Source organism: Mycoplasmopsis phocirhinis, assembly GCF_004216495.1.
Classification (GTDB): Bacteria; Bacillota_I; Bacilli_A; order Mycoplasmatales; family Metamycoplasmataceae; genus Mycoplasmopsis; species Mycoplasmopsis phocirhinis.
The window spans coordinates 384617-399433 of record NZ_CP034841.1 but is presented as its reverse complement, the minus strand read 5'-3'; the positions used below and the strand labels follow the sequence as shown (position 1 = coordinate 399433).

Sequence of the window (14817 nt, the reverse complement as noted above, 5' to 3'; positions counted from 1 at the left end):
AATTTTTTATAATTTAATTACATTGTAATTTTTGATTGATTGTTCAATTAATTCATATAACATTGTTTCCTTTTCATTATCAGTATTTTCAATGTTGTATTCGTTAATAATTTTGTTATCAATTAAAATTTGAATTTTTTCGGCATTTTTGATAGCGTCTACATAATTGGAAATTGAATAATTTTTGTCTATTTTTGTTTGTTTTTTAACATATTTATTCAAAATATTTAAACCATACTGTAATAAAACCAATGAAATAAAGCATAAAGTAATATAACCTTCAATATGATTTTCACTCCAAACATACATAGGTCTAATTTTTAAACAATTTTTTAAATTTCTAAAATTATTTTCAATTTGTCATTGTTTTTGATATAAATCAACAATATCTAATGGCTTAAGATCTGTTCTTGAAGTTTCATACACATAATAACCATCAAATTGTTCATCTTCACTAATTTTTTCTAAATCTAATTGATAATAAGAAGTTGCTCCAATTTTTTTAAAAAATTTATGCTTTTTGGCAGCTATTAAATCTGTTTCAATTACTCTACCATTTTTTTGTTTTTTATTGAAAATTTCAATTAGTTGCATACGATCATTAAAATCTTTTGCTGCTCGTTTTTTACTATGGGTCATTATTTGTCTTCTTTTATGACCGTTGAACCGTTTGTTTTTTCACAGCGACATAAATTCTATTTCTTTATATTTAAAATCTTTGTTTACACGAATATAATCGTTTTGGTTAATTGTGTATTCTTTTCTTTGTTTTGTACTAGATTTCAAACGATAAGAGAGTATGTAATCTATGTTTAAAGATTCTAAAAAGCGTATGTTGCGGTTTGTGCTCATTCCTCTATCTGCGACAATTGTTACATTTTTTATATTATAAATATCCCGTATTTCCAATATAAAAGGTATAAAAGTGTTCATATCAGCAGTATTTCCTTTGAATATTTTGAAATGAAATGGAATTCCATTACAATCAGTAATCATTCCAATTACTATTTGATCTTCTTTAAATTTTCCGTCTTTTGAATAACCAGGATATCTCAATCCTTTTCTCGCAAAACTTTCAAAATACACTGTTGTTGAGTCATATCACAACACTTCAATATCACGGCTAGCATTTGAAGTTAATGAGTTATTTAATTGTTTTAAAATTTCATTTTTATTATTGGTTACATAATCTAAACTATTATAAAAAGTAGATTTTTTGAAGTCATTATTGAAATCATAAAGATGTTTTTGTTGATACATTTTGATCAAACTATCTTGGTTGATGATCCGTGAAGTGATTATATATTTAGCAATATCTAAAAGATTTTTTGATTTGCTTTTTTCACACAATTTGAAAGGGTTGATTTTATCACATAATTCATATAATGCTTTTATACCAAAATTTTGTTTTCGGATTTCTTTTTTAGATTGAGCTAAAACCTCCTTTACTTTTGATAATATCTTTTCTTTATTTCATTCAGTATTTCAATCAGCACACGCAACCTTAAGGGCGTTTATAGGGTCTAGATTTAAAGTTTTTAATGTTTCTAAATTACCTATTCCAATTGATTTTTTATAACCTTTTCCAAATCCAGCCGGTATTGCGACCGAGACATATGTTTTATCTTTTCTTTTTGATTGTGTTATAACCCATTTCTCCATAGTTAAATTATATCATAATTACAATGTAATTTTGTAATTTAAAAAAATTTTTTTATACTTTAGTATAAAGATGGCGAAAAACGCTAAAAAATGACCCCTAACTTGGAAACCCGGGAAAAAATATTTTGATAAAGATAAATATCAATGAGATTTTGCTGTTGTAAGACAAGGTTATTACAATTATGATGAAAAAATTAGCAATCCAGAATTGCTAATATCAAATAGACAATATATTTTTATCAAGTATATTGAGAATTGTTCAAAAGAAATTTTGAATAAAATAAATTTTACAAAATTATCTAATACTAATACTACTATTAAAGGTTTTAGTAATACTGATTTAGTTGCTGAATATATTAGGTTAAAATCACTTTAATTAAAAACACTGTCGTCATATTTATCTGGTTGGCTAGCAGCCAGGTTTTTTAATTTATTTAAAAATGAATTAGGATTATTTGAACTTGCGAAACCTAAATAATCATATTCATGCGAACTTAATAGACCAAAGCCATATAAATTTGGGTCAATATTTTGCATAAATATAGCTACCATATCCCCATTTTCATCATATACAACACTACCCGATGCTCCCGAAATTAAATCAATATTAGAATTTAAAATTTCTTGATCTTTAACAGTAAATGTTTTAAAATGACCATATTTTTCATTCTCTCTTGGCTGGTCGTTTATAATGATTGATTCGGCTTGATTAATAATATGTTCGCGGTATCTACGGCCACCATTATTTTTATTATGAGAAATTGGGAATGAAGCTAAATATAATTTAACAAAACTAGCATCTGTTATGTAATTAGTATATTGAGATAATTTTAGCGGTTTTAAAGTAAATCAATTTTGTAAATATTTATAAACACGTTGATTATTTTTTTGTTTTGCTTTTTGCATTAAAGGCTCAATATCAATAATATTGATTGAATAATCAGCATTTGCATTTGTATTTGAAAGTTTAATGCCAGCTGTATTGCTTTGATCTTGTGCTACTCATACATTTAAATCTAATTGTGAGTCAAAAACTTCAACTGCACTTGATTCATCGTTGGCTGAAATTAAAGCATCGTTTTGATTTCAAATTACAAAATTTTTATTCACCCTAGCATCATTTCAATTGTTTTGTAAAATATCACTAACATGATGGTTAGTTATAAAATAAAATCTATAATCATTGGGGTTATTAGGCGATACTTTAGCTAACATTGTCATTGTGCCACCTCCAACAGAAAAGGTTCTTTGGCGAATTTTGTCAAATAAAGTTGTTGTGTTTTGGGGCAAATCCACTCTTTTGGCCTGTACTAATAAAGCATTTGGATCTAAATTAACATTATATAAATTTTCTAGTGAGCTTAATTTAGTGTGAAGCGAAGAAGTATTATTGTGTTCCGAAAGTGAAAAATTTTTATCTGCGTTTTTTGAAGTAAAATAACTAGCATCTATTAATGTATTGAATTTATCAATATAAATTTGACCATCTTTTAAATTAAACGAATTAAATACAAATGTGTTTTCATCACTATGTAATTCAACTATTAAATTATTATCATTATCAATTCGTGCATTGTATTCAATACCTAAATTAGGTAAATTAGCATCATAAGGGACAAATTCTTCGTTAACACTTGAAACTCGACCTTTAAATTTTAATAATGTGTCAATATTTAATTGAATGGGAATTACATATGATTTATTTCTATTTTCGCCTATTGCTTTAATTGAATTATTTTGGACAATAAAATAAAGCGTTAATTCTTTGTTTTTAAAATTTTGATTAACAAATTGCGATATATTTTTTTCTAATTTGATCGTGTTAGCATCTATTTGTTTAATTTCGTTTTCACCTAAAAATGTTGGCATAATTTTGCGAACATATTTTGTTAAATTGTTTTGATCATTAAAAAATATACTCATATCAGGGATATTTTTAATTTTATTTGTTTTTGCATTTTCAAAATTCATTCATTGTGGAATTTGATCAAGCGTATTGGCATCAAAAACATATGATACTGATTTATACATTTCACGCTTAAAATAATTTTTTATTATTTGAGTATTTAAATCAGTATTTTTTAAGACAATATTTTTTGGAAACACAATTTTATTAAATACATTTTTAAGATTTTTGCCTTCTATTTGATCAAAAAAATTAAGAGGTATATCGTCATTTGGTGTAGGAGTATTTGGTTTATCTTCAATATTTTTTGGTTCAGTTTGTTTTGAAGTGTTTGTATTTTGACCGATTTTGTCTGCTTGATTTGGTTCGCTTGGACCTGGTTTTAAGCCCATATTTGGATTATCAAATTTATTATTGTCTTGTTTTGTACAAGCAAGCACACTAGAAAGTGTTATTGTGCTTAAACCTAGTCCTAAAATTAAATTTATTTTTTTCATAATATTATTTTAGCAAAAGCAAAAAACAAATTTTGTTTTTAATTTAACTAAAATAAAAATAAATAAATTAGAGAAATTAAATTGAACCTTCATTTTTTAACAAAAACATTAAAAAAACGCTTAAAAAGTACTTAAAATGCCTTTTTTACTATAACTGTTTTTTTTTTTTTTTTTTTTGAATTGAATTATACTTTTAGCATAAAAAATTATAATACTTATGACATTAGAGGTAATATGAAATTTTTTAAAAATAAAAAGCTTAAAAAAATAACTCTTTCTCTTTTTTAAACTGTTACACTTGCTTCTGTAATTACGGCAACGGCTTATTTTACGTCTTCTAAACCAGCTGATGCTCTTGATTATCAAACAAATGCCAAAGCAAATGAAAAATTCATTCCTAAAGATAATCTAGATTTAAATAATACGTTAAATTCGTTAATTGATGTAAATATTAAAGAATTAGAAAAACCTGTAGAAATACCAAAGCCTCAGCCTAAACCAGAACCAAAAAAAGAAGAAATCATAAAAGTTGAACCAATAGAAACACCTAAACCAGAACCTAAACCCCAACCTGTACCTATTCCTGAACCCGAAAAACCTAAACCAGAACCCATCCCCCAACCAGAACCACCAAAACCAGAACCTATCCCTGAAATTAAACCTATTCCACAACCTGAACCTAAATCTACACCTGATGTAAAGGTTACTAAAGTTGATAAAGAAATATTTCAGCCCGAAAATGACGATAAAATAGTAATAGCTGGGGTTCCGGTTAAAGCACAAGTACAAAGATCAAGATCTCGTGATGTTTATAACTACGATGTGCAAAATAATATTGCTAATCCTCGTCCTTATCAAAATGACACAACAAGCAAAATTATTTCAGTTGAAGTTACTGATGAATTAAGAAATGCTGCATTAAGTCAAGCTAAAGGTGGTGGTGTTGGTTTAAATGGAGAAATGATCAAATATAATATTAAAAGTTTATTTGAAGTTAAGGAGGAAACACCTCAAAGTATAGAAAATGTCATTAGACAAAATGCAGAATATTGAGAGCAACAATTTTATAAATGACAACGTTTATTTGATACTGATAAAGTTAAAGAATTTTTAAACGAAGAAGGAAAAGCAAAATACGACACGTTTGATTTTGGTGGTTCAAAAAATTATAGATATGTTTGATTATATAAACATTTAGACTTTGATAAGTTTACAAAACTTTCAGCAACTGCCGAAAATTATTTAGCACAAGGTTATGTTTTAGATCCTCGTAATACATATTTTAATGAAAATGGTGAAATAGAATCGCATGGTTACAATTTACCTGATGAATATAATGGCACTATTTCAAGATTACAGCGTGATAATACGACTCGTCGAGTATTTGGATTTAATAGTCCATATAATAGAAGCCCTGAGGATATTAAAAATGGAACTTATCCTGGTTGAAAAAGTTCTGATGTTACATACACTCACGAAGCATTTAAGAATTTAGTTGTAGCTGGCGATGGCGTCAGAATTATTGAGATGAAAAGAGAAAGCCCAGTTAATGATCCAAATTTAATTAATGAAGGCTTAGTACTTGAAATTGACGCTGCCAATACCGCAGGTTATCAAAAAACAGTTGATTTAATTAAAAAAGTTAAAGAGCAAAACTTAAACGTTGTTTCATATCGTATCCGAAATATGGGTGAAAATGACACTGCCCAAAAATTCAAACATATCCTAAAAGAATTACCAGATAATTTATTACAAGTAGAATTATATTTTAGTGCTCGTGCAACTAATACAGGTTCATTAATTGAATTAGAAAATAAAAGTATTAAGGAATTATCTCTATTTACTTTAGGAAATTCATTACTTGATGAATGAAGCATTAATCCACTTGCATTGAGAAAAACTCAATGAATCAACACTAATGATTACAATGTTAGTCGTGATTTTGGCAATAATGTTACAGTAATTTCGCGTATAACTTTTGATACACTTGCTTTTGATGAACAAGATTATAATGAGTCTTCTTCAAATCCATATGAACGTATAAATTTAGGTTTAAGATTGGCATATTATACTCGTAATAATGAACCATTTTTCCAAGGAGGTTTTGGTCCTGGCTTAAACGCGGATCACAATGAAGGTGGAAATAGTTATCCAACTGGTTTAGATTTTGGTCGTGTTCCAAAAATCAAATCATTAAAAGGTTTAGAATTTCGCGACATAATCAAAGATTCTAATGCTCCTCGTAAAATTTGAAGAGCAACATTCTATAATAATAATAAATACTTTGAAATTGGCGCAAGTGATTTAGAAAATCCAGGTTTAGAAAACTTTGCTCAACCTTTTCGCATGATGAAACCAAAAATTAAATTTACCAATGGTCAAACAACTGTTGGCTTTAAAATTAGTGAAAATTTAACTTCAAACGCAATTGCTAATTTAGTTCGTTATAAAGAATTAGTGAAAAACGACAATCGTAGTTTTCCGGGCAAAATTCAATTAGCAGCTCAATTAGCGAATAACGAAGATTTAAAAAATAGATTACAAAGCGCCGGTTTTGAAGTTGAAATTGATAGTGGGTTTGAATTCCAATAATGAAAGGTAATTATGAAAAAAATCAAAAAATATTTAATTCTTTCACTTTCGGGTGTTTTAACTACTTTACCTTTAGTGGCAGCCGCATGTAACAATGAGCAGCAAAAACAAGAGCAAAAACAAAAACAAGAATCCGCAGATAAAACACAAATTCAAAAAGATTTAAGTGATGTCAGTTTGGATAATTTATTAGCCCTAAATTTTGATGAAGTGTTTAGTGTTAAATTTGGTGTTGGTGCTAATCAAAATATGGCCGATATTGATGCTTTGTCTTTGCGTGATAATTCAAATGCTTTAGTGCATTTAAAATTTAAAAATAATTTAGACAAAAGTTTTAATTTTAATTTACTTGCTGTAAATACAGAGCCAAATGCGAATACAACCGGTTTAGCTAGATTTAGTATTCAAATTTCAAAAAAAGATAACACAGAAACAAAAGTTAAAAGTTATGATTTAAGCGGTTTTAAAACAACACCTTTTGGAGCTGATAGTACTGGGACAATTCCTTTTGATTCACGTGTTAATTCAGTAACAAATACATATATTGATTCAAATCAATTAGAACGTTATAATTTAGATAACGAGGAATATTTAAAAGAATTAAAACAACAATATTTTAATGCCACTGAAAACGAAGTTAGAAGTAGTTTAAATTACACAAAAGAAGGTGCTCGTAAATTTAACGATTTAGCACAACAAGCAAAAATTCCTACTTATGAAGATGGTGTTTATAAAGGTTTTACTTTACCTGTTATTACACCTGAAGGTAATTTAGGTGGTTTATCTATTCATTCAGGTTCAGTACCGACAAAATATTCTAAAACCGATTTTTTAGGCGATAGAGATATTTTTAAATCTATTGGTTTAGCACGATTATTACCAAACGAAAAATATAGAGATATAGCTTATCAAACTGTATCTGCTAGTTTTTCTTATGCTGAAGATTATGCTTCTGAAATAGCTGAATTAAAAGAAAAAATTAAAAAAATGACTGAATGGAGAGATTCGAATCAAACTGTTAGACTAGCTGAATATATCCAAGCACTAGTAGATATTGAAAAACAAAATATTGAAATTCTTGAATTTGATTTGCAAGCAGAATTACAACACCCAACTACTGCCGATCGTGATAAAGAAGGCATTAAAAATCGATACCAAAAACAAAAAGACGAAATTAATGCTAAAATTGAAAATGAAATTAAAAAGTTAACTTTTGATCAAGTGATTAAAGGTTGGCAAGACGAAATAGAAAATTATAAAAAAGAAATAGCAACTGGTAGAAAATCTCGTAGTTCTTCAGGTACAATGTGGATTTTAGATTATGAAAAAACTGATAATCAAACCTATCCAACTAAATGATATTTCGGGACTAATTCACACGTAGCTAGAATTTTTCAACGTCAAGGGTTTAATGGTTTTGCATTGACAATTCTTAAATCAAATCCAGAAGTTGGTTTAAACACAAAATTAAAAATTACTGGTTTAGACCCTCACTTTGACACTTTCTTTTTTAACGGAGATAAAGTTAAAAATGCTGTTACAAGAATTTATGATGCAACAGATTATTTAACTACTTCGCCAAGTGAATATTTAGATGAAAAAGGTAAAGTTGAGTATGCTGGTGTTGAAGAAATGATTGATTTTGCTGTTGTAGAAGTTGATTTTGCTAAATTAGTTACAAATGAAAATGATAAATTCGGTTTAAGCAACAACAATAATGATTTAACAGAAGAATTTAAAAAAGATTTAGGCACACAAACATTAGCCCAAAAATTAGCTCGTGCGATGACTAATAATTATGCCGATTTAGACGAAAGCAAAAAAGTTAAATTTTTAGCAAATTCATATTTAAAAGACTATAACAAAATTGATTTTGATTTAGTTATTAAAAAGGATCAAAAACCTAAACAAACCGATCAATTATTTGCTTTGGGTTATCCAAAAGGAACTGAAGACTTCTTTTTAGATAAATATACTGATGATGATCAATATAGAGTAAGGTCAGCATATGAAAGTTTATGAATAAATTCAGATTATCAGTTTTATTACAACGCTACGGGTCAAGAAGGAAGCCAACAAAGTACTCCACAAGAAAAATTAGATAGAGGTAATTATTTATCATACCAAATCGGCTATCGTTCATTTATTGATAAACCCGGTTTAAATGATGGCTTTATTGTTAGTCCAATTCGTGGCAACAGTATTTATACAACTTTGGACGATCAATACGAATCAAAAAAATACTTTAACTCTGGGCTTCAATATATGTTAAGACATTTTGTGCCAATTGGTGGTTCATCTGGCTCAAGTGTGAGAAATCAAGATAACAGGTTAGTAGGGGTTCATAGCACTATTATTAAAGATGCTCGTACTGATTTTGTGGCCGCATTTAGATCAGAAGGCTGAGATTATAAAGGAGCATACGGTCAATATAATCTTGAGCAATATGACTTAATTTATGGCGGTGGTAAAAACCAAAAAACTTCATATCGTCAAGCATTAGAAAAAAAATATAAAGATCAAAGTGGTTTTAAAACTCAATTATTCCCTAATGGTGTTTCTAAAGATGATGTTCCCGAAGAATTTAAATTTAAAACTCAAGAATTATTGAATTCAAAAACAAGTGAATAATTCATAGAAAGGATTCTTAGTATGACAGATATTAATATTGAGAATAAGCGTGTTTATGATAATCATGAATCCGTGTCCAATAAACAAAAAAGAAACTTGGCAACTAAAATTTATCAATGAGTGTTATTATCGCTTTTATTTATAACAACATTATTAATATTTATTTTTGGCGAAAAAACATTATTAAGTAACGAAATTATTGCTAAATTTAGCGGTAGTAAAGAAACTTTTGCAATTTATCTTAATAATTTTAATAATCAATTCAAAGAAATTAACGCTATTATTTTTATTAGAATGACTCTATTGCTTTTTATCTTTGTTTATCCACTGTCCAAGGTTTTTGCCGATCTTGAGATAAATAAAGAAAAAATTCAGTACTATTGACCTTGATTTATTGTTTATGTTTTAATTTCACTAACTTCGTTTTTATTAATGTTTTTATTTCATTCAGCAATTATTAAAGATACTTTTATAGTTGCAGCTGTATTATTAGCAGTGATATTTCTAGGCGACTTTAGTAATGCGATATTCACCTTTTTCTTAAAAAGAAAAAGTGATCCAATTAACACAGGAAATTTGAATATTTTCATTATTACACAAGTATTTAAATTCGTTTTATTAATTACAACCATTGCGATTTTGTTTATTTGAAATTCAAGTGGTCCTTTATTATTGCAAAACAACAAATTCGCTATTTGATTTAAAGATTTATTTGAAGTTAAAAAATCAGCCAATTTAGTTATCATTATTGTATTGTTTGTAGCATTTTCGCTTATTGTCTTTTTTGCTTTTTACGACAAAATAAATATATTAATCACAAAACAATATTCAAAACAATATTTAAAGCAAAAATTAATATTTAATTTAGTTATTTTATTTGCTATATTGCTATGAAGTATCAAAATAATGACATTGGTTAAACCAAACACAAGCTTTTTAGTGGAGCAAACAAACACAGCTAACTACGCTTCATTAGCATTTATTTTAGTACCAATTTTATTGTTTGTGTTTTATATTTTAATAAACACAATTCCAAAAATTAGAATTAAAAGTCTTTTGATGAATACAGCAATTTTTGCTTCATTTAATTCAATTCTTTGAATAGCATTTAGCATTTTTACTTTAAATTCTAACGAACCTAAAATTGATCTTATAGTGTTATTTAGCTCAATAATTTCATCATTAATTATTTTAGGCGTATTTATCTATAGAAATTATTCAATTACTAAAACAAGCATTATTTTTATTAATTTATTAGCTATTATCAATATTATTGTGTTAAATATTTTTAGTTTTTCTCAACTTTTTATTTCAAAAGGAAATAATGAATTAAACTTTATTAATTTAACTTTATCAGTTCCCCAAATTTTTTCAATTGTTCAAGCAAGTCTTTCAATTGCTTTTCTAATAGGTACAATTACTCAATTTTGAATTGTGATTTTTAAAATTAACAACACTAAAAATATTTTTAAAAACGAGGTAAAACATGAAAAACACTAAAATTTCTAAAAAAGAACTTAATAGTTTTAAATTACAAACTGAATTAATGTTATTTGATTTGTATGCTGAATATGAACAAAAAAGAGAAAGCAAAAATTTTGTTTCTTTTACTCAATTGCACGCTTCAGTGTTGCTTTCGTTTGGAGATGGTTTTGAAGCACAAAGTTTTAAAACAATTCAACAACGTGTTAATTTAGCTCAAAATAAAAAATATGATATTGTTTTTAATAAATTTGTAATTAGCTTTGAAAGAATAACTAAATATAGTTCAAATATTTTATCACCTGTTATTGCTCAAGGTGAAAGTTCAACTAATGACGCAGTTATTCTTTCACACGATTCAGAATTAACTCTTTCAAGATATTTAGTTAAATTAAATCAAGAAATAGATAAATTAATTGACGAAGGAAATTTTGTTGAAGTTATTCCTTATGCTATTTTATATCGCTCAACGCAGTCGAAAAAACTAAAATTATCTTTTGGCAAAGAAATGTTAGCGACAATTAAGGAATAAGTATGCACTTCAAAAAAATTGAACAAAAAAAATCGAGCTTAGAAAATATTTACACTAGAGTTAATAACGACAAAAATATTTTGTTAATTGATATTATGAAATTAAACAAAAAGCTAAAATTTTATGTTGATAATGCTTTGGCTAATAAAAGTTTAATTACCAACTTGCGCCAAAGTTATAACATCCGCAATGACTTTATTCAAAATAAATCTTTAACCAACACTTTCATTAATAAAATTTTTAAATTTTTTGGCAAAAAACGTGAATTATGAGTTTATTTAACCGAAGAGCAAAAACACTCAACTGACTCATATTCTCGTTATGAAAAAATGATTTTAGAAAATATTAAAAAAACACAAGCCGATTTTATAGCCATTGGTGATAGAGCTATTGAATTTATTAAATCTAATAAGTTAAATTTAATTAAATCATTTAAACAAAACCACAAAAATGTGAATATTGCTAAAGAACTAACTTTTTTAATTAAATATTTATATGTAGATGAAGCTTATGATAGTGTTCGTTTTGTTATTAACACAAATAAAAATTTCAAAAACGCTTTTACAATTTTACCTTTAGAAAATTTTGATGTTGACCAATTATCGAATGAAATCAAACAACCAATTTTAAAGCCTGTTAAAAAATACGAAATTTATCCTAATTTAGAACAATTTATTGACAGTGAAATAAACATATTTTTATCAAATGCCATTCACTCCTTAATTATTGAATCATATTTTTATAATGCTAAAAACAATTTGATTAGTACAAACCAAATTATTAAACAACTAGACGAAGATATTTTGAAATTGAATAAAAAAATAATTAAATTTAAACGCGAAAAAGAAATAGAAGATATTGTAATGTTTTTTAGAAAAAAAAGAGGAGCAGATAATGAATAAAAACATTTTTGATATTCAAATTAATTCGCTTTCTAACGCCTCATTAAATTTTAAAAACGCCACACTATTTTTAAATGTTAATGAATTTAATGATTGAAAAATTGTTAAAAATGAATCTATAGCTAGTTATGAACAAACTCTAATTAAAATAAAAACAAAAAATAATATTGTTCTATACACTTTTGTTGATAATGCAAATATTGTTGTGGAAAATAATCATATTTTAATCAATACCTTTTCGAACATTAAATTAATGTTAAGTGATAAAAATAACTTTAAAAAATCAACTTTTAAAAACGAATTAAAAACAATATCTTCGCAAATTAATTATTTGATTGCCAGCCAAAACATTGGTATAAAACTAGATGAAGTTGCTAAACTTAACGAATTAAAACGTAGGCAATTTGAAATTAAAATGCTATTAGAGTTTTCTTTAGTTGAATACGAAGGAGTGTATAATGAGTAGAAAAAAACGTTTAATTTATTCATTAGGTTCTATTGTTTCGCTTTCGCTACCTTTAACTGTTATTAGTATGGGTGAAAACGGCACTGATAGCGAACAACCAAATTCACCAGATGATTCTAACGAAATTGATAAAAGCACTGTTGAGCAACCTAAAGATTACGATCCATCTTTTTCAACCTTTGAAGATTTTAGTGAAAAAAGAATAAAACAAGCCTTAACTGAATTACCTGAAGTTGTTATTAGTGCACTTAAAAATGAAATTGAAAAACTAAAAAACGATGATCAAATTGAATATCGTAAATCGCTTTCAAAACAAATTTATTTATATGCTTTATTAGACTTTTTTGAAGCAAATAAAGAAGATTTAAAAAATAATCCCGAAAATTATGGATTTTATATAACATTTCCTAATGTAGTATCAAAATTAAGACTATATGAACGTGGTAGTGTTCAATATAACGATAAAATTTATAGTAATGTAATTTTTGGTGCTAACGACCAAGCTGAAAACACTAAATATAACAGAGTTGTTTCTAATCCACAAAACGATATTAAAGTAGAAACTTCACAAGAAAAAAATTTCATTAACCGTGATAATTTTGAAAAAACAATTCGCCAATATGCTGTTGAATTGTTAAAGAGTGCTTTTGATATTTCTTTTAACGATTCGGATGTTTTACTTTTAGATAAAGATATTGAATTAAAACAAGAAAAAATTACTAATGACACTGAAACTATCAATGGTTTTAGTGTCACAACCCCTAAAGGTTATAATTCTTGAAAAGATTATATAATCGCGAAAATCAAGCCACGTTTTATAGATTTTGACTTAACTCAAAACCAACAATTCCAGCCCGAAGATCCTCAACAACAGCAACAACAAACTTCACCACCAAATATTCCACCATTGGTACCAAATCAAGGTCAACCAGCACCAGCTAATCCTATTCCACCTGATAGTGTAGCTGAAGCTATACCGAGTTTAGCTCCTTATGTACGAAGTGAGCACGCAACTAAATCGTTAAGCGAATTAAGTGCTTTGATCACTACTAATTCTAAAGATGTATTTTTCTTCAATAACCCAATAAATACTCGTTTTGAATATGAGGTAGTTGAAATTAAAGATAAAGAAGCAAGAGTTAGTGTTTATGAAAAGGAAAAACCTAATTTAAAACGGGTTTATCCGGTTGCGTTTAATTTTGAAGCAAATAGAGATCCAATTTTACAAAAAATTCGCTACACAACTGTAGAATCAATTAAAAACACAGTTTTAAAATTCTATGAATCATTAGGTCTAGATGACAAAATTGATTTCAAAAAATTAAATGACCCAATTTTAGCTAATAGTTTCTTTTCAGTAGTTGATTTATTTGTTAAATTAGTATATTCAGATCTTTTTGTTCAAGAACAAGAAAAAAATATAGACAACTGAAGAAAAAGAATTAGCAACATCAATGATAATAAAGCATTTAGTAAAGTTGCCAGACAAGCAAAAGCAATGTTTATTTCTTATGTGTTTCAAAGTAAATTAAACAATTCAAATGCGTGAACAACAATTCCTAATGCTTATGAAACTTTTGTTCAAAGATATAAAATCGATGTATTTAGATTAAATAAAGATATTATTACCGAAAATATCAATTTATTAAACACAACTTATAAAGAAAAATTAAATAACCAAACAACATACACTATTAGACCTATTGATGAATTTTTTGTCAAAACTGAACGTGATGTTTCGATATTAAAATCAAATTCAGAATCAAATCCTCGTAATTTAAATTCTTGGTATGATGAGTATATTCAACAAATTAGTGGTGTGCGTAAAAATTTTACTATTTTAAGAACATTAGCTGATTCTAAAAAAATAGATGATAATAACTTTAAAGACTACGATGCCGCTTACCAAGAAGCTTTAAAACAAAACAGCGAACGTAGCGTTAAAGTACAAGGAGTTAAAAAAGAATTTGGTATTTCAATGTTAGTGCTAGGTTCGTTAATTTTAACTTTATTTATAATTTTAATTGCTCTAAATATTAAAACAGTTAAACAAAGAAAATTAAGAAATGTGTATATCACTTTATTGGCAATTACACTGAGCGTTATGTTAGCTGGTGTATTACTAATTTTAATTTAGAAAGGAAAAC

The 14817-nt window shown here is 26.8% G+C and carries 11 protein-coding genes; 8 read left to right on the top strand and 3 right to left on the bottom strand.

Features of this window, described 5'->3' with window-relative positions; translation table 4 throughout:
- Window positions 1-6 precede the first annotated feature (6 nt).
- Entirely contained in the window at window positions 7-1662 is a 1656-nt protein-coding gene (locus EG856_RS01575) for an IS1634 family transposase (protein WP_130429387.1), read from the bottom strand.
- 70 nt (window positions 1663-1732) lie between these two features.
- On the opposite strand from EG856_RS01575, the gene EG856_RS01570 reads away from it, so the two are divergent.
- Entirely contained in the window at window positions 1733-2038 is a 306-nt protein-coding gene (locus tag EG856_RS01570) for a hypothetical protein (protein ID WP_130429386.1), read from the top strand.
- Here the strand turns inward: EG856_RS01570 and EG856_RS01565 are convergent.
- Both EG856_RS01565 and EG856_RS01560 read right to left on the bottom strand, forming a co-directional pair.
- Window positions 2035-4065 carry a hypothetical protein gene (locus EG856_RS01565; RefSeq protein ID WP_130429385.1) on the bottom strand — a complete coding sequence of 677 codons (2031 nt, stop codon included), beginning with the start codon at window positions 4063-4065 and terminating at the stop codon, window positions 2035-2037. The genes EG856_RS01570 and EG856_RS01565 overlap by 4 nt on opposite strands.
- Window positions 4066-4424: 359 nt before the next feature.
- Window positions 4425-4679: a hypothetical protein gene (locus EG856_RS01560; RefSeq protein WP_130429384.1), complete on the bottom strand. Its 255-nt coding sequence runs from the start codon at window positions 4677-4679 to the stop codon at window positions 4425-4427.
- Here EG856_RS01560 and EG856_RS01555 point away from each other — a divergent pair.
- Genes EG856_RS01555 through EG856_RS01525 form a run of 7 tightly spaced genes read left to right on the top strand, consistent with a single transcriptional unit; the run spans window position 4585 to window position 14807 of the window.
- A complete protein-coding gene (locus EG856_RS01555; RefSeq protein WP_318025464.1) occupies window positions 4585-6657 on the top strand; it encodes a putative immunoglobulin-blocking virulence protein in 2073 nt (690 codons plus the stop codon). The two genes, EG856_RS01560 and EG856_RS01555, sit on opposite strands and share 95 nt — an antisense overlap.
- Window positions 6658-6669: 12 nt before the next feature.
- Entirely contained in the window at window positions 6670-9288 is a 2619-nt protein-coding gene (mip, locus tag EG856_RS01550) for an Ig-specific serine endopeptidase MIP (protein WP_130429382.1), read from the top strand.
- 21 nt (window positions 9289-9309) lie between these two features.
- Window positions 9310-10788, top strand: a complete 1479-nt coding sequence (locus EG856_RS01545) for an MSC_0624 family F1-like ATPase-associated membrane protein (RefSeq protein WP_130429381.1) — start codon at window positions 9310-9312, stop codon at window positions 10786-10788.
- Window positions 10775-11302: an MSC_0623 family F1-like ATPase-associated protein gene (locus EG856_RS01540; protein WP_130429380.1), complete on the top strand. Its 528-nt coding sequence runs from the start codon at window positions 10775-10777 to the stop codon at window positions 11300-11302. Before EG856_RS01545 ends, EG856_RS01540 begins: the two co-directional genes overlap by 14 nt.
- A 2-nt stretch (window positions 11303-11304) precedes the next feature.
- A complete protein-coding gene (locus tag EG856_RS01535; RefSeq protein ID WP_130429379.1) occupies window positions 11305-12204 on the top strand; it encodes an MSC_0622 family F1-like ATPase gamma subunit in 900 nt (299 codons plus the stop codon).
- Window positions 12197-12670 (top strand): MSC_0621 family F1-like ATPase epsilon subunit, encoded by a 474-nt coding sequence (locus EG856_RS01530; RefSeq protein ID WP_130429378.1) that lies wholly within the window; start codon window positions 12197-12199, stop codon window positions 12668-12670. The genes EG856_RS01535 and EG856_RS01530 overlap by 8 nt, the downstream gene beginning before the upstream one ends.
- Window positions 12663-14807, top strand: coding sequence for an MSC_0620 family F1-like ATPase-associated subunit (locus EG856_RS01525; RefSeq protein ID WP_130429377.1), 2145 nt, complete (start codon window positions 12663-12665; stop codon window positions 14805-14807). Before EG856_RS01530 ends, EG856_RS01525 begins: the two co-directional genes overlap by 8 nt.
- The last annotated feature ends 10 nt before the right edge of the window (window positions 14808-14817 follow it).